23 protein-coding genes, 10 tRNA genes, 2 rRNA genes and 1 riboswitch (1 of these 36 only partly in view) are annotated in these 22,472 nt (G+C 47.3%); of the genes, 30 read left to right on the plus strand and 5 right to left on the minus strand.

Annotation, left to right across the window (positions count from 1 at the left end; all coding sequences use genetic code 11):
- From N288_RS00950 to rocF, 13 genes are all read left to right on the plus strand, one after another.
- A 23S ribosomal RNA gene (locus tag N288_RS00950) occupies positions 1–1,402 on the plus strand (it extends 1,543 nt beyond the left edge of the window).
- Positions 1,403–1,521: 119 nt separating this feature from the next.
- A 5S ribosomal RNA gene (gene rrf, locus N288_RS00955) occupies positions 1,522–1,638 on the plus strand.
- 13 nt (positions 1,639–1,651) lie between these two features.
- Positions 1,652–1,726, plus strand: a tRNA-Asn gene (locus tag N288_RS00960).
- 31 nt (positions 1,727–1,757) lie between these two features.
- Positions 1,758–1,830: transfer RNA gene (locus N288_RS00965), tRNA-Thr, on the plus strand.
- Positions 1,831–1,863: 33 nt separating this feature from the next.
- Positions 1,864–1,938: transfer RNA gene (locus N288_RS00970), tRNA-Glu, on the plus strand.
- A gap of 3 nt (positions 1,939–1,941) precedes the next feature.
- Positions 1,942–2,017: transfer RNA gene (locus N288_RS00975), tRNA-Val, on the plus strand.
- A gap of 5 nt (positions 2,018–2,022) precedes the next feature.
- A tRNA-Thr gene (locus N288_RS00980) sits at positions 2,023–2,098 on the plus strand.
- Positions 2,099–2,126: 28 nt separating this feature from the next.
- Positions 2,127–2,211 (plus strand) — tRNA-Tyr (locus tag N288_RS00985).
- A 74-nt stretch (positions 2,212–2,285) separates the two neighbouring features.
- Positions 2,286–2,360 (plus strand) — tRNA-Gln (locus N288_RS00990).
- A gap of 6 nt (positions 2,361–2,366) precedes the next feature.
- A tRNA-Lys gene (locus N288_RS00995) sits at positions 2,367–2,439 on the plus strand.
- Positions 2,440–2,491: 52 nt separating this feature from the next.
- Positions 2,492–2,566 (plus strand) — tRNA-Gly (locus N288_RS01000).
- A 6-nt stretch (positions 2,567–2,572) separates the two neighbouring features.
- Positions 2,573–2,648 (plus strand) — tRNA-Ala (locus N288_RS01005).
- A gap of 310 nt (positions 2,649–2,958) precedes the next feature.
- Positions 2,959–3,855 (plus strand): arginase, encoded by an 897-nt coding sequence (rocF, locus tag N288_RS01010; protein ID WP_009795852.1) that lies wholly within the window; start codon positions 2,959–2,961, stop codon positions 3,853–3,855.
- A 36-nt stretch (positions 3,856–3,891) separates the two neighbouring features.
- On the opposite strand, the gene N288_RS24465 is transcribed toward rocF, so the two are convergent.
- A complete protein-coding gene (locus N288_RS24465) occupies positions 3,892–4,050 on the minus strand; it encodes an aspartyl-phosphate phosphatase Spo0E family protein (protein ID WP_022543224.1) in 159 nt (52 codons plus the stop codon).
- A 186-nt stretch (positions 4,051–4,236) separates the two neighbouring features.
- On the opposite strand from N288_RS24465, the gene sigW reads away from it, so the two are divergent.
- From sigW to N288_RS01055, 9 genes are all read left to right on the plus strand, one after another.
- Positions 4,237–4,800, plus strand: coding sequence for an RNA polymerase sigma factor SigW (gene sigW, locus N288_RS01015; protein WP_009795680.1), 564 nt, complete (start codon positions 4,237–4,239; stop codon positions 4,798–4,800).
- 69 nt (positions 4,801–4,869) lie between these two features.
- Complete coding sequence (locus tag N288_RS01020) at positions 4,870–5,508, plus strand: anti-sigma factor family protein (protein ID WP_035403448.1); 639 nt, start codon at positions 4,870–4,872, stop codon at positions 5,506–5,508.
- Positions 5,509–5,735: 227 nt separating this feature from the next.
- The gene (gene cdaA, locus N288_RS01025) at positions 5,736–6,563 is read left to right on the plus strand and encodes a diadenylate cyclase CdaA (RefSeq protein ID WP_009795682.1); all 828 of its coding nucleotides are present in this window, start codon (positions 5,736–5,738) and stop codon (positions 6,561–6,563) included.
- On the plus strand, positions 6,556–7,890 hold the full coding sequence (locus tag N288_RS01030) for a CdaR family protein (RefSeq protein WP_009795683.1): 1,335 nt from the start codon (positions 6,556–6,558) through the stop codon (positions 7,888–7,890). The genes cdaA and N288_RS01030 overlap by 8 nt, the downstream gene beginning before the upstream one ends.
- A gap of 36 nt (positions 7,891–7,926) precedes the next feature.
- The gene (gene glmM, locus N288_RS01035) at positions 7,927–9,276 is read left to right on the plus strand and encodes a phosphoglucosamine mutase (RefSeq protein ID WP_022543227.1); all 1,350 of its coding nucleotides are present in this window, start codon (positions 7,927–7,929) and stop codon (positions 9,274–9,276) included.
- Positions 9,277–9,720: 444 nt separating this feature from the next.
- On the plus strand, positions 9,721–11,523 hold the full coding sequence (glmS, locus tag N288_RS01040) for a glutamine--fructose-6-phosphate transaminase (isomerizing) (protein ID WP_009795686.1): 1,803 nt from the start codon (positions 9,721–9,723) through the stop codon (positions 11,521–11,523).
- Between the two features lie 387 nt (positions 11,524–11,910).
- A complete protein-coding gene (locus N288_RS01045) occupies positions 11,911–12,123 on the plus strand; it encodes a helix-turn-helix transcriptional regulator (protein WP_009795687.1) in 213 nt (70 codons plus the stop codon).
- A 2-nt stretch (positions 12,124–12,125) separates the two neighbouring features.
- On the plus strand, positions 12,126–12,488 hold the full coding sequence (locus N288_RS01050; protein ID WP_022543228.1) for a hypothetical protein: 363 nt from the start codon (positions 12,126–12,128) through the stop codon (positions 12,486–12,488).
- 12 nt (positions 12,489–12,500) lie between these two features.
- Positions 12,501–12,779: a DUF3784 domain-containing protein gene (locus N288_RS01055; RefSeq protein WP_009795689.1), complete on the plus strand. Its 279-nt coding sequence runs from the start codon at positions 12,501–12,503 to the stop codon at positions 12,777–12,779.
- A gap of 23 nt (positions 12,780–12,802) precedes the next feature.
- Here N288_RS01055 and N288_RS01060 read toward each other — a convergent pair whose 3' ends face one another.
- Complete coding sequence (locus N288_RS01060) at positions 12,803–13,186, minus strand: SET domain-containing protein (RefSeq protein WP_035403454.1); 384 nt, start codon at positions 13,184–13,186, stop codon at positions 12,803–12,805.
- A gap of 801 nt (positions 13,187–13,987) precedes the next feature.
- Here N288_RS01060 and N288_RS01065 point away from each other — a divergent pair.
- On the plus strand, positions 13,988–14,266 hold the full coding sequence (locus N288_RS01065) for a CD3324 family protein (protein ID WP_009795694.1): 279 nt from the start codon (positions 13,988–13,990) through the stop codon (positions 14,264–14,266).
- A gap of 109 nt (positions 14,267–14,375) precedes the next feature.
- A complete protein-coding gene (locus tag N288_RS01070; RefSeq protein ID WP_022543231.1) occupies positions 14,376–15,011 on the plus strand; it encodes a FusB/FusC family EF-G-binding protein in 636 nt (211 codons plus the stop codon).
- 89 nt (positions 15,012–15,100) lie between these two features.
- Here N288_RS01070 and N288_RS01075 read toward each other — a convergent pair whose 3' ends face one another.
- Complete coding sequence (locus N288_RS01075) at positions 15,101–15,799, minus strand: DUF421 domain-containing protein (RefSeq protein WP_022543232.1); 699 nt, start codon at positions 15,797–15,799, stop codon at positions 15,101–15,103.
- A 138-nt stretch (positions 15,800–15,937) separates the two neighbouring features.
- Here N288_RS01075 and N288_RS01080 point away from each other — a divergent pair, with 138 nt between their 5' ends.
- The 5 genes from N288_RS01080 (at position 15,938) to N288_RS01100 (ending at position 19,640) form a co-directional block, all read left to right on the plus strand.
- Positions 15,938–16,561, plus strand: a complete 624-nt coding sequence (locus N288_RS01080) for a histidine phosphatase family protein (RefSeq protein ID WP_009795697.1) — start codon at positions 15,938–15,940, stop codon at positions 16,559–16,561.
- Between the two features lie 126 nt (positions 16,562–16,687).
- The gene (locus N288_RS01085; RefSeq protein ID WP_009795698.1) at positions 16,688–17,029 is read left to right on the plus strand and encodes a hypothetical protein; all 342 of its coding nucleotides are present in this window, start codon (positions 16,688–16,690) and stop codon (positions 17,027–17,029) included.
- A 28-nt stretch (positions 17,030–17,057) separates the two neighbouring features.
- Positions 17,058–17,225, plus strand: a complete 168-nt coding sequence (locus N288_RS01090) for a twin-arginine translocase TatA/TatE family subunit (protein ID WP_009795699.1) — start codon at positions 17,058–17,060, stop codon at positions 17,223–17,225.
- A gap of 86 nt (positions 17,226–17,311) precedes the next feature.
- The gene (locus N288_RS01095; protein WP_022543233.1) at positions 17,312–18,133 is read left to right on the plus strand and encodes an undecaprenyl-diphosphate phosphatase; all 822 of its coding nucleotides are present in this window, start codon (positions 17,312–17,314) and stop codon (positions 18,131–18,133) included.
- A gap of 72 nt (positions 18,134–18,205) precedes the next feature.
- A riboswitch (cyclic di-AMP (ydaO/yuaA leader) is annotated at positions 18,206–18,343 on the plus strand.
- Between the two features lie 73 nt (positions 18,344–18,416).
- The gene (locus N288_RS01100; protein ID WP_022543234.1) at positions 18,417–19,640 is read left to right on the plus strand and encodes a dicarboxylate/amino acid:cation symporter; all 1,224 of its coding nucleotides are present in this window, start codon (positions 18,417–18,419) and stop codon (positions 19,638–19,640) included.
- Between the two features lie 73 nt (positions 19,641–19,713).
- Here the strand turns inward: N288_RS01100 and N288_RS01105 are convergent, their stop codons facing one another.
- Together N288_RS01105 and N288_RS01110 are read right to left on the minus strand one after the other, a co-directional pair.
- On the minus strand, positions 19,714–21,210 hold the full coding sequence (locus tag N288_RS01105) for a potassium/proton antiporter (RefSeq protein ID WP_009795703.1): 1,497 nt from the start codon (positions 21,208–21,210) through the stop codon (positions 19,714–19,716).
- An 18-nt stretch (positions 21,211–21,228) separates the two neighbouring features.
- Positions 21,229–21,786: a tyrosine-type recombinase/integrase gene (locus N288_RS01110; protein ID WP_009795704.1), complete on the minus strand. Its 558-nt coding sequence runs from the start codon at positions 21,784–21,786 to the stop codon at positions 21,229–21,231.
- Between the two features lie 173 nt (positions 21,787–21,959).
- On the opposite strand from N288_RS01110, the gene N288_RS01115 reads away from it, so the two are divergent.
- Positions 21,960–22,406: a hypothetical protein gene (locus tag N288_RS01115; RefSeq protein ID WP_022543235.1), complete on the plus strand. Its 447-nt coding sequence runs from the start codon at positions 21,960–21,962 to the stop codon at positions 22,404–22,406.
- The last annotated feature ends 66 nt before the right edge of the window (positions 22,407–22,472 follow it).

Genomic DNA, 22,472 nt, shown 5'->3' on the forward strand with positions numbered 1-22,472 from the left:
TGCAAACGAGGCAAATCCCGTTTGCATCAGGCTGAGCTGTGACGGCGAGGGAAATTTAGTACCGAAGTTCCTGATTCCACACTGCCAAGAAAAGCCTCTAGCGAGGGAAAAGGTGCCCGTACCGCAAACCGACACAGGTAGGCGAGGAGAGAATCCTAAGGTGAGCGAGAGAACTCTCGTTAAGGAACTCGGCAAAATGACCCCGTAACTTCGGGAGAAGGGGTGCTTTTTAGGGTGAATAGCCCGGAAAAGCCGCAGTGAATAGGCCCAGGCGACTGTTTAGCAAAAACACAGGTCTCTGCGAAGCCGCAAGGCGAAGTATAGGGGCTGACGCCTGCCCGGTGCTGGAAGGTTAAGAGGAGGGGTTAGCGCAAGCGAAGCTCTGAATCGAAGCCCCAGTAAACGGCGGCCGTAACTATAACGGTCCTAAGGTAGCGAAATTCCTTGTCGGGTAAGTTCCGACCCGCACGAAAGGCGTAACGATCTGGGCACTGTCTCAACGAGAGACTCGGTGAAATTATAGTACCTGTGAAGATGCAGGTTACCCGCGACAGGACGGAAAGACCCCGTGGAGCTTTACTGCAGCCTGATATTGAATTTTGGTACAGCTTGTACAGGATAGGTAGGAGCCTTTGAAGCCGGAGCGCCAGCTTCGGTGGAGGCATTGGTGGGATACTACCCTGGCTGTATTGAAATTCTAACCCGCGCCCCTGATCGGGGCGGGAGACAGTGTCAGGCGGGCAGTTTGACTGGGGCGGTCGCCTCCTAAAAAGTAACGGAGGCGCCCAAAGGTTCCCTCAGAATGGTTGGAAATCATTCGCAGAGTGTAAAGGCACAAGGGAGCTTGACTGCGAGACCTACAAGTCGAGCAGGGACGAAAGTCGGGCTTAGTGATCCGGTGGTTCCGCATGGAAGGGCCATCGCTCAACGGATAAAAGCTACCCCGGGGATAACAGGCTTATCTCCCCCAAGAGTCCACATCGACGGGGAGGTTTGGCACCTCGATGTCGGCTCATCGCATCCTGGGGCTGTAGTCGGTCCCAAGGGTTGGGCTGTTCGCCCATTAAAGCGGTACGCGAGCTGGGTTCAGAACGTCGTGAGACAGTTCGGTCCCTATCCGTCGTGGGCGCAGGAAATTTGAGAGGAGCTGTCCTTAGTACGAGAGGACCGGGATGGACGCACCGCTGGTGTACCAGTTGTCTTGCCAAAGGCATCGCTGGGTAGCTATGTGCGGAAGGGATAAGTGCTGAAAGCATCTAAGCATGAAGCCCCCCTCGAGATGAGATTTCCCATAGCGTCAAGCTAGTAAGATCCCTGAAAGATGATCAGGTTGATAGGTCTGAGGTGGAAGCGTGGTGACACGTGGAGCTGACAGATACTAATAGATCGAGGACTTAACCACATTTGATTGCTTTGTAATTCTTCTTCTGCATTATCTAGTTTTGAGGGAATGAAATTTTTAAAAAAATCCCTTGCAAAACAAAAACAAGATGATATAATAATACTTGTCTTGAAAAATAGTCTGGTGGCGATAGCGAGAAGGTCACACCCGTTCCCATACCGAACACGGAAGTTAAGCTTCTCAGCGCCGATGGTAGTTGGGGGCTCTCCCCCTGTGAGAGTAGGACGCTGCCGGGCGAAACAAAAACATTCCGCAGTAGCTCAGTGGTAGAGCATTCGGCTGTTAACCGAACGGTCGCAGGTTCGAGTCCTGCCTGCGGAGCCATCCTTAATACCGCTTAAGGTATTGGGCTAATGCTTCCATAGCTCAGTAGGTAGAGTGCTTCCATGGTAAGGAAGAGGTCACCGGTTCGAGCCCGGTTGGAAGCTTATAGAGATCATAATTTCTTAAATTAATAGCAAGGCCCCTTGGTCAAGCGGTTAAGACACCGCCCTTTCACGGCGGTAACACGGGTTCGAATCCCGTAGGGGTCACCATTTGGAGGATTAGCTCAGCTGGGAGAGCATCTGCCTTACAAGCAGAGGGTCGGCGGTTCGATCCCGTCATCCTCCACCATATTTGCCGGTTTAGCTCAATTGGTAGAGCAACTGACTTGTAATCAGTAGGTTGGGGGTTCAAGTCCTCTAGCCGGCACCATTTCCTTTACTTATCTGTAATGGAATGTGGAGGGGTAGCGAAGTGGCTAAACGCGGCGGACTGTAAATCCGCTCCCTCCGGGTTCGGCGGTTCGAATCCGTCCCCCTCCACCATTTTGAATAAAAACTGCAGATTTGGACAATCTTATAAATGTCCTTTTTATTTTGACCGGCAGGTCATTGATCAATGGGCTATAGCCAAGCGGTAAGGCAACGGACTTTGACTCCGTCATGCGTTGGTTCGAATCCAGCTAGCCCAGCCATTTTTTGAGCCATTAGCTCAGTCGGTAGAGCATCTGACTTTTAATCAGAGGGTCGAAGGTTCGAGTCCTTCATGGCTCATCATAGCAGGGCAGGCCTTAGGTTTTATACCCTAAGGTTTGTCTTAATGAATGCGGAAGTAGTTCAGTGGTAGAACATCACCTTGCCAAGGTGGGGGTCGCGGGTTCGAATCCCGTCTTCCGCTCCAATATACGGGGCCTTAGCTCAGCTGGGAGAGCGCCTGCTTTGCACGCAGGAGGTCAGCGGTTCGATCCCGCTAGGCTCCACCATTACTACATACATCTTACCTTAAACTCTGCCGGGTTTAAGGTTTTTTTATGTTTAAAAATGTTATAACTTCTAACAGCTGTACATGAACATCGAATCTAAATCTGTAGCAGCTTGTGTTATCCGCGGGTGATCATGCCATTTTCGTTATAATTCATGCTGCCGATTCCCCAGGAATTTACCTCTATCTTTTTATCCTTTTGATTTTTCAGAAAAGTACGCATATATATGCATGATTTTGTCGAGTTGAGTCATTGCTTTGAAAGCGGTTAAAATGAAAGCAGAACAGGGGTGAAGGAGGAACATAGAGAGATGAAGAAACTATCGATTATCGGGATGCCGATGGATCTTGGGCAAATGAGGCGAGGTGTTGATATGGGGCCAAGTGCTATCCGCTATGCCGGTGTAAATGAACGTCTGAAATCTTTATTTGAGCACATTCATGATCTGGGTGATATAGCGATTGGACGCCCGGAGGTGGAGATAGATCCAGATACCAATCTGAGGAATCTTGAGCTTATTGCAGATAAGACCGGCCAGCTGGCAGAAAAGGTTGATGAAGTAATCAAGGGCGGTTCATTCCCTCTTGTGTTAGGCGGGGACCACAGCATTGCCATCGGGACGCTTGCAGGTGTGTCGCGGCACTATAAAAACCTCGGCGTCATCTGGTATGATGCCCATGGAGATCTGAATACAGCAGAAACATCGCCTTCCGGGAATATCCATGGCATGCCGCTGGCAGCTTCGCTGGGCATCGGCCATCCGCTTCTGACCGGGATTGGGGGCTACTCACCGAAGGTAAAGCCTGAGAACATCGTCATCATCGGAGCAAGGGCCCTGGATGAGGGTGAGAAAGAGCTTGTGAAGGAGAAGGGCATCAAAGTATATACAATGCATGAGATTGACAGGCTCGGGATGGCAAGAGTGATGGAAGAAGCAATTGAGTATCTGAGGGACCGGACTGATGGGGTTCATTTATCATTGGATCTGGACGGGCTGGATCCCAACGATGCACCAGGCGTGGGGACTCCAGTCATAGGAGGCATCAGCTACCGTGAAAGCCACCTGGCGATGGAAATGCTTGCAGAAGCGGAGCTGATCACTTCCGCTGAGTTCGTGGAGGTCAATCCGATCCTCGATGACAAGAATAAGACGGCATCTGTAGCCGTTGCGCTGATGGGATCGCTTTTCGGCGAAAAGCTCCTTTAAAGAAAGAAACAAAAAACGGTAACTTGATTTTTCAAGTTACCGTTTTTTGACCAGATGATTGTATTTGTTCAGCAATGAATCCAGCCTTGTACTGGCTTCAATTACATGATGGCTGGACAAAGAGGTACGGGAAGCCAGTTGGACCATTTCCTTGCGGCACTTTTCAATATCCTGCAACAGTTCTTGAATGCCCATTCAAAAAAACCTGCCTTTTCCTCAGCTTAATTAGTCCCTTTATACCCCATTTAAAACTTTTTAAACATGAAGAAGTAAATTTTTGTTAAAATAATAGTTATTGAGAAATTTTATATAAAAAACGAAACCTTTTCCGCTATCGATCCGTAATATCGTATAGCCGCATTAGAGCGGAGGTAAATAGAAATGGAAGCAATCGTAAAGAAAAGGATCAAACAGGTATTAAAAGGCGACCAGAATGCTTTTGGGGAAATTGTGGAAATTTATAAAGACAAGGTGTTCCAGCTTTGTTTCCGTATGCTCGGCAACCGCCATGAGGCGGAGGATATTGCACAGGAGGCTTTCCTGCGCGCATATGTTAATATTCAAAGCTTTAATATCGACCTGAAGTTTTCCACCTGGCTGTACAGAATCGCAACCAATTTATGCATTGACCGGATCAGGAAGAAAAAGCCCGACTATTTTCTGGATGCGGAGGTTGCCGGGACGGACGGATTGACGATGTATTCGCAGATTGCAGCGGATACCAGACTGCCCGAGGAAGATGTAGAGAGCCTGGAGCTTCAGGAAACCATTCAAAACGAAATTTCCAAGCTTCCTGAAAAATACAGGTCAGTAATTGTGCTGAAATATATCGAGGAGCTTTCTCTCAACGAAATAAGCGAGATTATGGACCTGCCGCTCGGGACGGTTAAGACCCGCATACACAGGGGCAGGGAAGCTTTAAGAAAGCAGCTGCGTCATGTGTAGAGATGAATGGCTATGCCATCTTCTTTTGCAAAAATGAATTCAGCTTATCATTTTAAGAGGGTGAGAACTTTGAAATGTCCAGCAGAGATTGTCGAGTATATGCACGAGTATCTAGATGAAGAGATCTCAGCCGAGCATGAACAGCAATTAAGGGAGCATTTGAGCAGCTGCGACGAATGCCGCTCTTATTTTCATGAATTAAAGAGAGCTATTGCACTAGTGCAAAGCACTTCACATATACAAGCTCCGTCAGGCTTCACAGCTGGTGTGATGGCGAAGCTTCCAAAAGAAAAGAAGCAGGTGGGCTTCCAGCGTTGGTTCAGGCATCATCCCCTGCTTACTGCTGCTTCCCTGTTCCTCATCCTTATGATGGGAAGTGTCGTCTCCACCTGGAATAAGGACCATAATTTTTCGGTCTCCAAACAGCCGAACCTGATCGTCCAGAATGACACGGTCATCGTACCGGAAGGTGAAGTAATCAAGGGTGATGTGATTGTCCGCAATGGCAAGATAAAAATCGAAGGCCAGGTCGATGGCGATGTGACCGTCATCAATGGAGAGCAGTATATGGCTTCTGCAGGCCAGGTGACTGGTGATATCAAGGAAGTGAATGAAGTGTTTGAGTGGCTCTGGTATCATATCAAGAGCCTTGGCAAAGATCTTGTGAATGTGTTCGATGAGAAAGAAAAAGAGCCTGCAGCAGGCTGATTGAATAGAGAGAGCAAATCCCTGTCAAACTAGAAATATCCGGCTGAGCCGATATTCATTTGGCAGGGATTTTCTTTTAGATGAATGAGAAGGCACGCCAAGAGCTTTGCAATATATCCCATGTCCATATCATTGGTTTTCAGAGTATTTATGATATAATATGTGAGTTACATACATTGAAAACAAAGCTTATGCTTTTTGGAAAAATATATTTGGAGGAAGGGATAATGTCGTTTGCAGATTTCTCAATTTTGAAATACCTGGCTAATATTGTTGACATTCTCCTTGTTTGGTACGTCATCTACAAACTGATCATGATTGTGAGGGGCACCAAGGCCGTACAGCTCTTGAAAGGGATTTTTGTCATTCTGATCGTCAAGGTGATCAGCGATAAATTCCAGCTGCAGACACTTGGCTGGATGATGGAACAGGTTCTGCTATGGGGGGTCCTGGCCATTATCATCATCTTCCAGCCTGAGCTCCGGAGGGCGCTTGAGCAGCTGGGGAGGGGAAGATTCTTTTCGAGAAGCAGCTCCCAGGAAGAAAATGAACAGGAAAAGATGGTGGATTCCATTACAAAGGCCGTTGATTATATGGCTAAACGCCGGATTGGCGCCCTGATTTCGATTGAGCGAGAAACAGGGATGGGCGATTATATAGAAACAGGCATTCAGCTGAATTCAAAAATATCATCAGAGCTCCTGATCAATATTTTCATCCCGAATACACCTCTTCATGACGGGGCGGTCATTATCCAGAGGAACTGTGTGGAAGCTGCAGCCTGCTATCTGCCGCTGTCTGAGAGTCCGTTCATTTCTAAGGAACTTGGCACAAGGCACAGGGCCGCCCTGGGAATCAGTGAGGTCACAGACAGCCTTACCATCGTTGTATCTGAAGAAACGGGAAGCGTCTCACTGACTAAAAACGGTGAGCTTCATAGAAGCCTGAGCTCTGAGGCATTCAAGGAGCTCCTATCCAATGAATTGATTGTCAGCCAGAAGGCGAAACAGTCTTCTTCAGCCCGCTGGAATTGGAGGGGGAAGAAAAATGGATAAGCTGATTGATAAGCTGGTGGACAACAGGTGGTTCATGAAAGCTGTGGCCCTTGTTCTGGCTTTGCTCCTTTTTGATGCTGTCTATGATGGATCCGACAAATCGGGCGAGGTTAATGTTCCCGGGGATCAGGACACTGAGCTTATTGAAGATGTCCCGGTCAAATCCTATTATGATACCGATAATCTTGTCGTCACCGGAGTTCCGGATACTGTAGATGTGAGGGTGTCAGGGCCGAAAAGCCATGTCCAGATCGCCAAGACGCAGCGGGACTTTGAAGTATATGTAAATTTATCTGATGCTGAAGTTGGCGAAAAGCAGGTCCGGATCCTTGTAAGGGACATTTCGGATCGCCTCGATGTAACAGTCGATCCGTTATATGCTACAGTCTCTATCCAGGAGAAAGTAACGAAGGAGTTCAAGGTAGAGCCTGAATTCAACCAGTCCCTGCTTGGAGACGGATTCACATCCGGAGCACCATCTGTTAAGCCTGAAACTGTTAAAATAACGGGTGCCAAGGACGTAGTCGACCGCATCAGCTATGTGAAGGCAGCTCTCGATGTCAAAGGTCCGATAGAGGAATCTGTCACAGGAGCTGCAAGCATCAGGGTGCTCGACAGGGATATGAATAAGCTGAATGTAGCTGTCGATCCAGAGACGGTAGAGGTTACCGTGTCTGTGAAAAGCCTCGCTAAGACCGTGCCGATCGATGTCGTCCGGAAAGGTTCACTGCCTTCGGGTGTGACGCTTAACAGTATTGATCTGGATACAGCTGAGGCGAGAATCACCGGAAGCGAAGAAGCGCTCGGCCAGACGGAAAGAGTTAGGGTTGAGATTGACCTGGGCAAGATCACCAAAGATGGTGTTCAGACCCTTCCGGTCATCATCCCGGACGGCATCACATCTGTCGATCCGAAGACAGTAGAGGCTTCCGTGGATGTGACAGCTGAAAGCCAGGAAGATCAGGAGGACGCCGGCTCAGAAGCAGAAGAAGATGAAGCTGAGACGGCGACTCCTCCTGCGGAAGAAACAGAGAAGGATGAAACCAAAACCTTCTCGAACCTTCCGATTGACCTGACTGGGGCAGCAGAAGGATATACCGCTGCTTTCGCTGATGGATCAGGGAGAACAAATCTGTCTGTCCAGGGGCCGGTCAGTGTGGTCAATGGCCTTGGTTCTGCAGATTTCAATATATTCGTTGATGCAAGCAGCCTGTCAGAAGGGGAGCATAATGTGCCTGTAAAGGTGACTGGCCCCGATAATGTAAGCTGGAAGCTATCAAGAGAAACAGTAAAGATTTCTATCACTCAAAAGAATGAAGAAGCTTAAATATAATGTCACTATGGTTAGAAGGAGCGATTTTTAATGGGTAAATATTTCGGTACCGATGGAGTACGAGGGATTGCAAACAGTGAGTTGACCCCGGAGCTGGCTTTTAAACTGGGCCGGTTTGGCGGATATGTGCTAACAAAGAATGAGGAACGCCCAAAAGTATTGATCGGCCGCGATACACGCATATCAGGGCATATGCTGGAAGGAGCCCTTGTAGCAGGACTGCTTTCCATTGGAGCTGAAGTTATGCGCCTCGGCGTCATTTCAACGCCTGGAGTAGCGTATCTGACAAAAGCCCTTGGTGCACAGGCAGGTGTCATGATCTCAGCTTCCCACAACCCTGTAGCTGATAATGGGATCAAATTCTTCGGGCCTGATGGCTTTAAGCTTTCAGATGATCAGGAGCTGGAAATTGAAGCTCTCATGGATAAGGCAGAAGATGAGCTTCCGCGTCCGGTAGGGGCAGACCTTGGCCAGGTGAATGATTATTTTGAAGGCGGACAGAAATATCTTCAATATTTGAAGCAAAGTGTTGATGAAGACTTCTCAGGCATACATATTGCGCTTGACTGTGCGAACGGTGCTACATCTTCACTGGCAGCACATTTGTTTGCAGACCTTGATGCCGACCTTTCGACAATGGGCGCATCCCCTAACGGTCTTAACATAAACGATGGCGTAGGATCGACGCATCCTGAAGCGCTTTCGGCCTTTGTAAAGGAAAAAGGGGCAGATGCCGGATTTGCTTTTGACGGCGACGGAGACCGTTTGATTGCTGTAGACGAAAATGGCGACATCGTTGATGGAGATCAAATCATGTATATCTGCGGAAAATACCTGAAAGAGCAGGGCCGTCTGAAGCATAACACAGTTGTATCCACAGTCATGAGCAACCTGGGCTTCTACAAAGGGCTTGAAGCAAACGGCATTGAAAGCATCCAGACTGCAGTCGGAGACCGCTATGTGGTGGAGGAAATGAAAAAAGAGGGCTACAGCCTTGGCGGGGAGCAATCCGGCCATATTATCTTCCTTGACTACAACACAACCGGTGATGGACTTTTGACTGGCCTTCAGCTTGCCAATATCATGCAAGCGACCAAGAAGCCGCTGTCAGAGCTTGCGAATGAAATGAAGAAGTTCCCGCAGACGCTCGTCAACATTAAAGTTACAGACAAGCACCATGTAACAGACAACGATAAGGTTCATGCCGTGATTACAGAGGTTGAAAATGAAATGAACGGAAACGGACGCATCCTTGTCAGGCCTTCCGGCACTGAGCCATTGGTCCGTGTAATGGCTGAGGCGCCAACAAAGGAGCAGTGTGAGGCCTATGTGGAACGCATAGCCGCTGTTGTCCGCGAGGAAATGGGTTTAAAGGAGTAATGGAAGGGAAGATATGCATAGAGGAACGCTTTGGCGCCTCTATGCATATTTTTTTATATGGAGCCCCAAAGCTTCATGGGAAAATGTGTATTTTTTATGATATCAGTTGACGGATTCTCACGTAGTGATGTATGATTATCCTGTTTTTGCAAACCATTGTGCAAAGCATATTCAATAATAGAAAGGTGGGTCGTCAGGGTATACTTTTAAAGCGCCTGAACTAGCCATGAGAGGGCTAGTTGACGAGGAGGAGGTTTATCGATTTTTCGGCGGATGCCTCCCGGTTGAGCAAGCACAACCGAAAATCCTTCTTTAAAGCATCAAGGCAACTTGGTGGACAAAGAGAGGGATATGCTTCTGAACAAACAAAAACTAGAGATAAGGGGGCAAGTATGCCCTCTAAAAAAGGCTTCTTGCCCCCTTTATTAGGGAGGACACAGAAGTATGTGCGGAATTGTAGGTTATATCGGAAACACTGATTCAAAGGAAGTATTATTAAAAGGCTTGGAAAAGCTTGAATATAGAGGCTATGACTCAGCAGGGATCGCGGTCATGAACGAAAACGGTGTTCATGTTTTCAAGGAAAAAGGCCGCATTGCCGACCTGCGCAGCATCGTTGATGGAGATGTGGAAGCCCACACCGGGATCGGACACACGCGCTGGGCGACTCATGGTGTACCGAGCAAAAAGAATGCCCATCCCCACCAGAGTGCGGGCGGACGCTTCACACTCGTACACAACGGTGTTATTGAAAACTATGACCAGCTGAAGCGCGAATTTCTGAGCGGTGTAGAGCTTCAGAGCGATACGGACACAGAAGTCATCGTCCAGCTGATTGAGCTGTTCGTAAATGAAGGGGAAGCAACAGAAGATGCTTTCCGCAAGACACTGCGCCTGCTGAAGGGTTCTTATGCATTGGCGCTCCTTGATGAGCAGAATGATGAAACGATCTTTGTAGCGAAGAACAAGAGCCCGCTTCTTGTCGGTCTTGGCGACACATTCAATGTGGTTGCGAGCGATGCAATGGCAATGCTTCAGGTGACAGACCAGTATGTCGAGCTGATGGATAAAGAAATCGTCATCGTTAAAAAGAACGAAGTCATGATCCAGGATATGGACGGCCAAATCATTGCCAGAAATCCCTACACAGCAGAGCTTGATGCAAGCGATATTGAAAAGGGCACATACCCTCACTATATGCTGAAGGAAATTGATGAGCAGCCGCTTGTGACACGCCGCATCATCCAGAAATACCAGAATGCAAATGATGAATTGGTCATCGACCAGGACATCCTTGATGCGATGAATGAAAGCGACCGGATCTACATCATCGCAGCTGGTACTTCTTATCATGCCGGCCTTGTCGGCAAGCAGTTCATCGAAAGAATGGCTAAGATTCCGGTGGAAGTCCATATTGCCAGCGAATTTGGCTACAATATGCCGCTTCTGTCAGAAAAGCCGCTATTCGTCTTTATTTCACAGAGCGGTGAAACAGCAGACAGCCGTGCCGTGCTTGTGAACATTAAAGAGATGGGCTACAAAGCACTGACCATCACGAATGTTCAGGGTTCAACCCTTTCCCGTGAAGCTGATTACACGCTGCTTCTTCATGCAGGTCCTGAAATTGCAGTTGCTTCAACAAAAGCATATACTGCCCAGCTGGCTGTTCTTGCCATCCTGGCAGAAGTAACAGCGAAGAGCAAAGGACTTGGACTGCCATTTAACCTGGTTCAGGAGCTTGGCATCGTTGCCAATGCTATGGAGGTCCTCTGTGACGGCAAAGAAGAATTCGAAGCGATTGCCCGCGAATATCTGGCAACAACACGCAACGCTTTCTTCATCGGCCGGGGAATCGACTTCTATGTGGGGCTTGAAGGCTCACTGAAGCTGAAGGAGATCTCTTATATCCAGGCTGAAGGCTTTGCCGGCGGAGAGCTGAAGCACGGTACCATCGCCCTGATTGAGGACGGTACACCGGTCATTGCCCTTGCTACACAGGAAAGCGTCAACCTGAGCATCCGCGGAAACGTCAAGGAAGTTGTATCCCGCGGCGCCAACCCATGCATCATCAGCATGAAGGGTCTTGAACAGGAAGAAGACCGCTTCGTGATTCCGGAAGTAAATGAATTGTTAACACCTCTTATCTCTGTTATACCATTGCAGCTGATCTCTTACTATGCTGCCCTGCACCGCGAATGCGATGTAGACAAACCGCGCAACCTGGCTAAATCTGTTACGGTTGAATAAGCGGAAGTAAGGATTATATATAGTTTGTCTAAGGAGGCTCCTTTCAGGATGCCTCCTTTTTGCATAGGTGTGAGAATGTAAAGGTATTAATCAAATGTTTAATTAAGGGCTGCAATTGTACTGCTGTCACAGTATCCAAGGTTTAATCAAACGTTTGATGAAGGAAAGCAACTGGCTGCTGATGCAATAGTGTACGAGACTTTAATCAAACGTTTGACTAAGGGTAACAATGGACTGCTGCTGCAAGGATGTGAGGATTCAATTGAACGTTTGAATCGCAATATTTAAAAAATTCCCAAAGAATATTGTCATATATATACGACAAAAGTAAATTATATGTTACAATCTAAATAACAGAAAAAGGCAATATTGGTGGGAGGCGCGTGTTTGAAAGAAATTCTGATTAAGAATGCGGTAAAGATTACAAGGATGGAAAAAGGGAACTTGACGCAGGGAGACCTGGCAAAGCTTGTCGGGGTGACCCGTCAGACGATGAATTTGATTGAATCGCAGAAGTATAATCCAACCATTAAAGTCTGCCTGCTGATTGCTGCTGCCCTTGATACATCCGTTGAGAAGCTATTCTGGATGGAGGAATGATTATGAGAATACTGTTTACTTATCTGCCCGTCCTTTCCTTTGTTTTCGTTTTGTTTCTAATGGATGACGGCATCTTCAAGTGGACTTTACTGGTATGTGGAATTGTCCTTGTGGCCCTGGCCAAAATGTTGAGGGTGCGTATGAAGGAAGAGGAAGTCGAGTTTGATGACAGGGTAAATGCCAACATTGCAAAATGGTCACTGCGGAGCATCTATCTGCTGAATTTTATTTTAATCGTGCTGCTGTGTTTGGAAACTGCCAGTTCGGCAGCGATCGGCCTGGACAAAGAAACGATCTTAATTTATCTGCTGGCAACCCTATTTATTCCTTTTTATATTATTCCGGCCATAGTGAAGAAATTATAAGGAGATGAATCAATGAATCAGGATTTAATTATTTTTGGAACTATTTTTCTTGTGCTTGGTTTTCTGGTAGGAGTTAAGAAAATGACGTGGCTTCTATCGGGGTTCAATGAAAAAAGGGTAAGGGATAAAAACAAACTGGCCCATTTAGTAGGGGGAACGGAAGCGGTTCTTGGCATCGTTCTCATTATCGGCGGTATTCTGGGAGTGGGTTCACCGAAGTTTTTGATCATGCTCTGTATAGCCATTATGATGGGGCTCGTATTTTATGTGAACAGCAGGATGGCAGAGTGAATAAGGAGGGAAGCTGCCCCTCCTTATTCTTCTCCTCCGTTAAACCATAGTAGAGCATCATCATCGGGATCGCCGTTATAGTTGATCATGATTTCTTCATCTTTTTTTATATCCTTGTAAGCATAGAAATCAAAAGAGTGATTCTCGAAACTGATTTCATAATCGGCATTCGGCTCATAGGAATGGTTGAACAGCATTCCATATCCAAGGAGAAGGGCAGAATGGTTCGTCCCATACTCGAATACATAGTCGGCGAGCCTGGTTTTTTCAATATATTTATGTTCTTCATTTGGATATGCAAGTACCGGGGCCCTGTGGATCAGCTCTCCCTTTTTGATATCACGGGTAGCGAACACACCTTTATTGGTTTCGTCATCGGTAATGTTTGAGATTCTAACTTCAATCAAGCTTTTCACCTTCGCCTTCATAATCTGTCAATCCTAGTCTGACAGTGTTGGGGCAAAAATGCAATCGCAGGAAGCAATTGGATGACAGTCCCAGGGCTGTGTGGAGCTGATTTGATACCAGCCCGGGTGTTTGTGTGGTAAAGTAATAATAACAGCAGCAAAGGAGGAATTGCAGATGAAAATCACTGATCAGGCACGCGATATTTTAAAGCAGATGTTTGAAAAAGAAAATGCCCGCAATATCCGCATATATTTCGCAGGCTATGGCTGAGGACAGCCAAAAGTAGGACTGGCTCTGGATGAGCCGGAAGAGGACGATAATGTATCAACAATCAATGAAATCACGGTGGCAATCGATCCGATCATTGAACCGAATGTAGAGGATCTGGTCCTTGATCTTAGCGGAGACAAGAAAGGCCTTGTACTGCTGGGGAATACGGGCAATTGCTGCTAGAATAAGAAAGCATGGAAAAGGGCTTCTGCTCTTTCCATGCTTTTTTTGTTGTTCCTCAAGGCACAGGGACAGCCGCAGAGCATGCAGCCTGTTCTCACAAAAAACATGCAGACACACCCGAATTGTACTATAATAAATACCAAAATCAGGGTAATCGGGAGGTGGGTAAAATGGCAGAAATATTCCGGCTGCCGGATACTGGAGCGGCTCATGCAAAGCCTGTAAGAGGAAAGGCGATACTTTGCATGGGGAGATGGTTCATATAATCGCCCTTACAATGTAATCTCATTTCTATTACTGGCTTTGCCCCTTATTTAAGAAACCATTAAAATAAGGAGCTGGCCGAAATGAGCTATGTAAAAGCAGCTGCTGTTTTGCCTGAAGAGCTGATAGCGGAGATCCAGAAATATATTCAAGGTGAGATGATTTATATTCCGAAGCCTGAGGCTGCCCGGCAAAAGTGGGGGGAGTCCTCCGGAGGGCGGAAGCAGATTGATGCACGCAATGAGGAAATCAGGATGGCATTCCGGAACGGAAAGCCGGTCGAAGTGCTGGCGGAAGAATACTTCCTGGCCAATGAAACAATCAAAAAGATAGTCTATTCAAAACAGAAGCGCAGGCAGTAGGTACACTTTGGTTCAGAGTCATTCTCGGCCTATTCCCGGCTGCTGATTTTTCTTATAATTGTCTTTAGAAATCAACAGCCTGATCCGGGACAGAATAGGAGTGAATGAAATGGAACACTTTATCCGGAACGACCAGTATAATTTTATAAAAGAACAGGCAGCCCACCTTGTGAACGGGCACAGTTCAGTAAATGATAAAGGGGTTCTGAATGCACTGAGAGCCATCACAGCCGAGAAGGCTAAAGCCCTGTTTCCAGAGCTCACTGCTGAGCAGGAGGAGCTTCTTGCCCCGTTGCCTGATATAAAGGACAGGACAGATGCAGACCGGTTCCTGGAAGGCCTGCAGGCTTATATCATCCCATTTCCGGCAGTGGGCGAACAGGCAGCCAGGAAGCTGTTTCCCAAGGCTAAAAAGCTGAAGGTGCCTGAAGCCGGGCTGGAGGAGCAGAAAGGTCTTTCCTACTTTTCCTGGGACGACAGAGGCACTGGGAGAAGGTATATGGCCGTGCTGTATAAAAATAAGCTTGCCGGCCTGACGGGAACCTTCAAGCCGATCAGCCAAAAAGGGATTTGTTCCATATGCGGCAAACATGGAGAGGCAGGACTGTTTGTCTCCCAAAAGAAAGGCGCCGTTCAAGGGACTTACGTAAGAAAAGGCAATTATATTTGCAGCGACAGCATGATGTGCAATCAGAACCTGACCAGCCTTGAGAAGCTGGAGCAATTTGTAGAGCTGGTGAGATAGCATAAATGAAAGACAGGGGCCTGGCTACAGGTCCCTGTCTTTGCAGTAAAGCCCGCGCCGCAGTCAGTTATGAAGAGTCTTTTCTCCGGTTATTGAAGCTGATCATCCTTATAGTCAACATAAAGGGTGCCATTCTGCTGAACTTCAGCGTAAAAGACATCAGACAGGGAGGCGCCGCTTTGCTGGAGCTGGTCTTCAAGCCATTCCTGGGAAAGGTTTAAGCCGTCAAGATTCCGGGAGACAAGCTGGCCATCGGAAATGACGGCAGTGCCGACCGGATAGGCATCTTTAGGCACCGGGTTCCCCTGAGCTGCATGGCTTTGCGTCAGCGGGCGCTTTCCTTCTTTTTTAAGCACCGACAGCTTGCCGTCAGTTTCAAACACTGCATAGTCGGCATCAGAGATAGAGAAGATATTTTTCTGCCGAAGCAGGGCATTCAAAGCATCTATATCCAGTCTGGCTTTGCGGAGGGAATCTTCCATCACCTTGCCGTCTTTTATGACAATCAGCGGCTGGCCCTCCAGGAATAACCTTGCTTTCCGGGATTTGATATCAAGATAACCCATGAGAATGGTGAATACTGCCCAGCCGGTGAGTGCAATGACGCCGCTCCGAAGGGCCACATTCGGGTTAAGGACTGTGTTGGCTGCAATAGATCCAATGGCAATGGCTGAGACAAAATTGAAAAAGGTCATCTGGGCAATTTCTTTCCGCCCCATCAGTCTGGCTAGTAGAAAAAGGACAAGAAATGAAACTGAGATCCTTATGAGCAATTCCGAAATATTCACGTTACACCTCGTTTTAGTTTTTATTGGCTGCAAAAAAGTATTTGATTTGCTGACTAATCTGTTCTCCTGCCAAGATTCATCCTTATTTTGGCAGTGGAACATCTTTTTATACATAAAAAAGAAAGAGGGGTGGATTGTATGCTTGAATTATTGCTGATCCGCCATGGCCAGTCAGAAGCAGATCTGCTGAACGTCCACGAGGGCAGGGCGGATTTTCCGCTGACCAGTTTGGGAAGGAGGCAGGCGGGCCTTCTTGCGGAGTTTATCACCGAACACTATCCTCCAGATATCATCTGGGCAAGTACGCTGAAAAGGGCCTATGAAACAGCGGTTATTACAGCTGACAGAGTAGGGTGCGGGCTGAAGACGGATGAAAGGCTGATGGAATTCAATAATGGGGTTCTGGCCGGGATGTCCCGGGAGGAAGCGGGCATCCGTTATCCAGAACCGCCTGAGGGCAGAAAGCCGCATGTGCGCATCGAGAAGGGGGAGTCGATGCTTGAAATGAGATTCCGTGCCGAAACTGTATTATCAGAGCTGCTGGATGATGCTGAACAAAAAGGATACAAGCGGATTGCTGCGGTTTCGCACGGCGGGTTGATTTCCATGCTGATCCTGGCGCTGCTTGGACTGCCCAACACCAGCACCCGGCTCTTTGCTACAGGAGATACCGGTGTTCATTTGTTCAAGCTGGATCATAAAAGAAGAGTGGCCATGTTTTTGAACAGCCAGCGTCATTTGCCTGATGATTTTTTGAGATAGGAAGGGGCAGGATAGCCTGTTCCTTTTCTTTTTTCCATAAAAAGGGGCTCGTTTCTCAATTTTCGGTCTTTCCAAACCGGGACGGACGAAGTATGATAATTCTATCAAACTGAAAGGGAAGACACTATGGCGGGAATGAATCTCCTTTTCCTATTTGCAATCAGTGTTTATAGTCTATGGGGACTAGGTCATGACCCTTTCTCGAGCCTGCTTTCGGGCGATGACAAGCGTTTTGAAATGATTGTACTGGAGGAGGGCAAGGCTTTTTCGAAAGAAAAACCTTTTGAGCGAAAAGGGAAGCTCCTGGGAACAGCCCCGTATCTTCCATTATTGGCAGCGCCGGCCGGCATGCTGCTTTATAGAAGGTATTTCCGGATGGATATCATGCTGGAAAAATTGAGGTTCCTGCTTACGCCGGTCTTTTTTCATTCTAAGTTTTTTATCTCCTCCTCTGTTAGTGATGGATAAAAATTAATCTGAAAAAAGAGGTGCAGAGATGAGGAATTTAGGATTTGGGGAAATCATGATCATCGTTTTTGTTGCGCTGCTAATATTTGGTCCGCAAAAGCTTCCTGAGCTTGGCAGGGCAGCCGGCAATACGCTTCGTGAATTCAAAAAGGCAACAAAAGGCATCATGGAAGATGATAAAGAGAAAGATAAATAAATAGATGGCAGGACTGCTCCGCCGAGTGAGAGCTCATATTTGAAGCTTTTGCGTGCGGGGCAGCTGTTTTGTTCTGGAGGAAAATGATGAAAGAGATGATTGTTGCCCTGATATTGGGCATTGTTGAAGGTCTCACTGAGTTCGCGCCCGTTTCGTCTACGGGCCATATGATTATAGTGGACGATATTCTATTAAAATCCAAAGAGCTTTTCTCGAAGGAAGTAGCCAATACATTCAAGGTTGTCATTCAGCTTGGGTCGATCCTTGCGGTGGTGATTGTGTTCAAGGACCGGTTTATCCAGCTCCTCGGGCTGGGTAAAGGGGGGAAGGAACAATCGGATGGACCGAGGCTGAAGCTCACGCAAGTGATTGCAGGCCTGCTGCCTGCTGCGGTTCTTGGGCTTCTGTTCGAGGATTATATAGATAAGTATCTGTTCTCTGTCAATACAGTGGTAATCGGCCTTGTGGCTGGAGCATTGCTTATGATTGCAGCTGATTATTATTCAAAGAGGAAGCCGGCCATTGAGACAGTGGACAAGATCACTTACCGGCAGGCAATCCTCATTGGATTGTTCCAATGCATCGCTTTATGGCCGGGCTTTTCACGGTCAGGCTCCACAATCTCGGGCGGGGTGCTGCTTGGACTCAGCCATAGGGCAGCCTCTGACTTTACCTTTATTATGGCGGTGCCTGTCATGCTTGGAGCGAGCGGGCTGTCGCTCTTGAAAAATTGGGAGTATTTCACGCCTGATGCCATCCCATTCTTCATTGTCGGCTTCATCAGTGCCTTTGTGTTCGCCCTGGCCTCAATCCGTTTTTTCCTGGCGCTCATCAACAGAATCAAGCTGGTGCCGTTCGCCATTTACAGAATTATCCTGGCGGCAGTCATTTATTTTGTTTTTCTGTGAGGCTAAAGTACAGTTCCAGTATTTAAATATTTACAGAAGCTAGGTTCATAGAGTAAAATTAAAAAAAATTTATCGAAAGATGCGCTTAATCTTTTAAAGAGCGGGGGATCCAACCGGCATACACATGCCTCGGGGTGAATCCTTTACAGGTAGGGCACTCTCAAAGCCCGAATCCGACAGCTAACCTCGTAAGCGTTATTGAGAGGACAAGTCTGCGTTCAAACACAGAGGTCTCGCCCTCTGTGTTTTTTTATGCTAAAAATTCGATTAAGGAGGCTGCATGATGAAACTATCAACAAAGATTATCATCGCTCTGATTGCGGGGGGCATTGTCGGCTTATTATTGAACTTATATTCCCCGGATTTATTTGAAACATTGAACACCTACCTGTTCACTCCGCTGGGGAAAATATTCCTCAACTTGATCAACATGCTCGTTGTGCCGATTGTTTTCTTCTCCATCACGCTTGGCACCGCCGGTCTCGGCGATCCGAAGAAGCTTGGAAGGATTGGCTTGAAGACAATTTCTTACTTTTTGGCGACTACCTGTATGGCTTTGATCATAGGGATCGCATTCGCCTATATATTCCAGCCGGGAACTGTAGGAACTTTTGATACTACCGGCGCGGAGTTCCAGGCGGAGGAGGCGCCGCCAGTATCAGACACCTTGCTGAATATCATTCCGACAAACCCGATTAAGGCATTTACAGAAGGAAACATGCTGCAGATCATTACCTTTTCTGTTTTCATCGGTTTTGCACTAACCATGCTTGGCGAGAAAACCAGAGGGGTCCTGAAGCTGTTTGACCAGGGGAATGAACTGATGATGTATCTTGTGAACCTGATCATGCGTTTTGCTCCGTATGGAACCTTCGGCCTGATCGTATCGGCAGTTGGCACTCAGGGAGTAGATGCGATTAAAGCGATGGGGCTGTACATGGGTGTGGTCCTTGCAGCGCTGATCGTCCATACACTTGTGACTTACGGGTCATCAGTATACTTTCTGGCAAAGCGTAATCCATTTGAATTCTTCAAGGGCTTTGCCCCTGCAATGAGCGTGGCCTTCAGTACATCGAGCAGTAATGCCACACTTCCGGTTTCCATGAATGTGGCCCAGAAGAACTTGAAGGTCCCTGAATCGGTGAGCAGCTTCGTTCAGCCGCTTGGCGCCACGATCAATATGGATGGAACAGCGATCATGCAAGGTGTGGCCACCATCTTTATCGCGCAGGTATATGGCCTTGATCTGACGTTCACCCAGCTTGTGACAGTCGTTCTGACAGCTGTGCTTGCGAGCATCGGAACAGCAGGCGTGCCGGGTGTCGGCCTGATCATGCTGGCGATGGTCCTTCAGTCTGTTAACCTTCCTGTTGAAGGGATCGCCCTGATCATAGGGATCGACAGGCTTCTTGATATGACGAGAACAGCCGTCAATATTACAGGCGATGCCGCTTGTGCAGTCATCGTCGGTGAATCTGAGAAAAAGAAAAACAGGGAATTAACCTGATAATAGGGAAAGCAAAACACCGTCCGGATGAAGGACGGTGTTTTTTGATGGAACGGGTGAACCGCGGGAAGTACTACGCAGTCGGTTCGGCCGCTTCTTCTATTTTTTTCTGCAGAAGAAGCTTCTTGAGCTGCGGTTTGCTCTTGCGGCTGGCGAGGATATACAGCACATCCCCTGGAAGGATGATGGTGCTGCCGGCCGGGGTAATCAGTTCATCATTGCGGATGATGGCATTCACAAGCGCACCTTTAGGGAACGGGATATCAATCAGGGTCTGCCCGATGATCTGGGCATCATCCTCCATTTCGTATTCAATCATTTCTGCATCTGCCTTTCCGATGGACACAAGCTCAAGCGAATGCATAGGCGTCGTTTTTTTCGGTCCGGTCAGCTTGAGTCTCGCTGCGAGTGCTGTAATCGTTGAGCCTTGAATGAGGCAGCTGGTCAGGACGACGAAGAAGACGACATTGAAGATCTGCTGGCTTCCCTCAACTCCTGCAAGAAGAGGGAAGGTGGCCAATACGATTGGTACGGCTCCCTTAAGTCCGGCCCAGGAAAGGAAAATGAGTTCGTTCGTTTTATATCCCATCCTGATAGTGGACAAGAAGACGGCTGCAGGTCTTGCAATCAATATAAGGATTGCAGAAATGGCGATGCCTTTCAGGAATATATCCAGGCTGAACAGCTCGGAAGGGAACACCAGCAGGCCGAGAATCACAAACATCATGATCTGCATCATCCAGGCAAATCCTTCAGAAAAGCGGAAGATGGTGTGCTTGTAGGCAAGTTCCATGTTTCCGATGATAATGGCAGCGATATAGACGGCAAGAAGGCCGCTTCCGCTCGCAAAGGCTGTAATTCCATATGTTAAAAGTGCAAAGGCTGTGGCAAAGACAGGATAGAGGCCGCCTGAATCAAGATTGATGCGGTTAAGGGCAAACACGGCCAATCTGCCGAAGATCAGTCCAAACAGGAGGCCAATGCTCATCTGGAGGAAAAAGGTTCCGATCAAGGACCAGATGCTTGCTTCCGGAAGGGTGATCAATTCAATCATGGCGACTGTCAGGAAGACAGCCATCGGATCATTGGAGCCTGATTCTGCTTCAAGAGTGGCGCCAATCCGTTCATCGATATTCTTATCCTTGAGGACAGCGAAGACGGCAGCAGCATCCGTTGATCCGACAATGGCACCGAAAAGAATTGATTCGAGCCAGCCTGTCCCCAGAATGAGTTTCGCTGCGGCTGCAACAATTCCGGATGTGAGGATGACGCCGAGGGTGGCGAGTGACAATGATGGGAGGACAACAGGGCGCAGTGTTTTCCACTTAGTCTGGAGGCCGCCTTCAAACAGGATAATGATCAAAGCAAGGACACCGATCATTTGGGCTGTGCTGGCATTGTCGAAATAAATGATGCCCAGTACGTCGCTGCCCATAAGCATCCCGACTGCCATAAACAGCACGAGGGAAGGAACGCCAAGCCGTGAGGAGAATTTAGTAGTCAGCACGCCGGTGATAAACAGAATGGCTGCAAGCAGGATGAATGTATCTGTATGCAAAACATTAATCATGGATATCAGCTCCTTTTTCTATAAATTGACGTCGAGAGTGACAGATGGGGGGTTCTTAGGTGAAATCCCCAGATAGCTATAGGTTTCTGATGGGGATGATTGCTGAAGCCTCTTTTGAATCAGCGACACGGCAATGCCTTTTGAATAAGCATGGTAGCCAAAGGTTTTTCTTAAAGTGTGTGTGCCGACAGGCTCTTCAATGCCTGCGGCCCTGGCAGCCTCATTAATGATCCGGTACGCCTGAACTCTTGTGATTGAATTATGGGACTTCCTTGACTTAAAGAGCGGGTCTTCCCTTTTGAGGCCATTCTCCTTGATGCACTTGTGGAGGGCTTCGCGGACCTGCAGATTGAAATAGATAGGGGGGAAGCAATTTTCAGAGGTATGCAAATAGGAAAGAATATTTCCGCTTTCATCTGCAGCATCTTTTACCTGCAGATGAAGCAGGTCATTAATGCGTATTCCGGTGTTGATGCCAAGCAGAAACAAGCAATAATCCCTGGATGAGCGGGATTGGAGCCACTCTTTCATAATCAGGATCTTTTGTTTGTCAGTTATTGCACCGACTGTTTTCATTAAATCACCTCCAATGTAACTTAATCCTATTATAGCATATGGTTATGTAACATGGAAAAGAATAGAACCTGCTTTGGCATCCGATGAGTTCTATATATTTGGAAATAACATGAAATTACAAATAATTTTTGTTACGATAGAAAAAAAGCCCGGCTCTTATAAAAGGAGGAACCATGTTAAAGAAGTTTTTTTTGCCTATTATTTATATAAGTGAGTGGGTGGTGTTTTTTTATACTGTCCTCTTTATGATTATTTTTAATCTAACTTATTACGTAAACATGGTCATCATTGATATGCCTTGGGAAGAACGTACCTCCCTGCCTTTTATAAAGACTGTGATTTTCATGACAGGTGCATGTATGGTTTGTTTCCTTTATATCAAATACGTGAAAGGAAGAAGGATTTATCAGAATGTAAAAGATATCCTTTGGGGTATTCTGTTTGGAGTAAATGGCCTGCTGTGTATCCTTATGCTGGGGATAAGCCTTATTTTTGAGCTGCCTATTAATGAACGGGTTCTACTGGCATTGGCCTTCATTGCAAGTGCAGGATTTTTTTTGGCGTGCATCAGAAGCCTGTTGCTTTCTTATGTAGGACGCCCTTTTTTTTCAGCCAGGTAACCTTACAGCCAACATGATGATCAGGACCATATAATAAGCGCATGGATGTTAACATCCATGCGCTTA

The organism is Bacillus infantis NRRL B-14911, from assembly GCF_000473245.1.
GTDB lineage: Bacteria > Bacillota > Bacilli > Bacillales > Cytobacillaceae > Bacillus_AB > Bacillus_AB infantis.

Coding starts and splice junctions, on each gene's coding strand:
- rocF (WP_009795852.1), top strand. CDS start 2,959: ATGAAGAAACTATCGATTATCGGGATGCCGATGGATCTTGGGCAAATG.
- N288_RS24465 (WP_022543224.1), bottom strand. CDS start 4,050: ATGGGCATTCAAGAACTGTTGCAGGATATTGAAAAGTGCCGCAAGGAA.
- sigW (WP_009795680.1), top strand. CDS start 4,237: ATGGAAGCAATCGTAAAGAAAAGGATCAAACAGGTATTAAAAGGCGAC.
- cdaA (WP_009795682.1), top strand. CDS start 5,736: ATGTCGTTTGCAGATTTCTCAATTTTGAAATACCTGGCTAATATTGTT.
- N288_RS01030 (WP_009795683.1), top strand. CDS start 6,556: ATGGATAAGCTGATTGATAAGCTGGTGGACAACAGGTGGTTCATGAAA.
- glmM (WP_022543227.1), top strand. CDS start 7,927: ATGGGTAAATATTTCGGTACCGATGGAGTACGAGGGATTGCAAACAGT.
- glmS (WP_009795686.1), top strand. CDS start 9,721: ATGTGCGGAATTGTAGGTTATATCGGAAACACTGATTCAAAGGAAGTA.
- N288_RS01050 (WP_022543228.1), top strand. CDS start 12,126: ATGAGAATACTGTTTACTTATCTGCCCGTCCTTTCCTTTGTTTTCGTT.
- N288_RS01055 (WP_009795689.1), top strand. CDS start 12,501: ATGAATCAGGATTTAATTATTTTTGGAACTATTTTTCTTGTGCTTGGT.
- N288_RS01065 (WP_009795694.1), top strand. CDS start 13,988: ATGAGCTATGTAAAAGCAGCTGCTGTTTTGCCTGAAGAGCTGATAGCG.
- N288_RS01070 (WP_022543231.1), top strand. CDS start 14,376: ATGGAACACTTTATCCGGAACGACCAGTATAATTTTATAAAAGAACAG.
- N288_RS01080 (WP_009795697.1), top strand. CDS start 15,938: ATGCTTGAATTATTGCTGATCCGCCATGGCCAGTCAGAAGCAGATCTG.
- N288_RS01085 (WP_009795698.1), top strand. CDS start 16,688: ATGGCGGGAATGAATCTCCTTTTCCTATTTGCAATCAGTGTTTATAGT.
- N288_RS01090 (WP_009795699.1), top strand. CDS start 17,058: ATGAGGAATTTAGGATTTGGGGAAATCATGATCATCGTTTTTGTTGCG.
- N288_RS01095 (WP_022543233.1), top strand. CDS start 17,312: ATGAAAGAGATGATTGTTGCCCTGATATTGGGCATTGTTGAAGGTCTC.
- N288_RS01100 (WP_022543234.1), top strand. CDS start 18,417: ATGAAACTATCAACAAAGATTATCATCGCTCTGATTGCGGGGGGCATT.
- N288_RS01105 (WP_009795703.1), bottom strand. CDS start 21,210: ATGATTAATGTTTTGCATACAGATACATTCATCCTGCTTGCAGCCATT.
- N288_RS01110 (WP_009795704.1), bottom strand. CDS start 21,786: ATGAAAACAGTCGGTGCAATAACTGACAAACAAAAGATCCTGATTATG.
- N288_RS01115 (WP_022543235.1), top strand. CDS start 21,960: ATGTTAAAGAAGTTTTTTTTGCCTATTATTTATATAAGTGAGTGGGTG.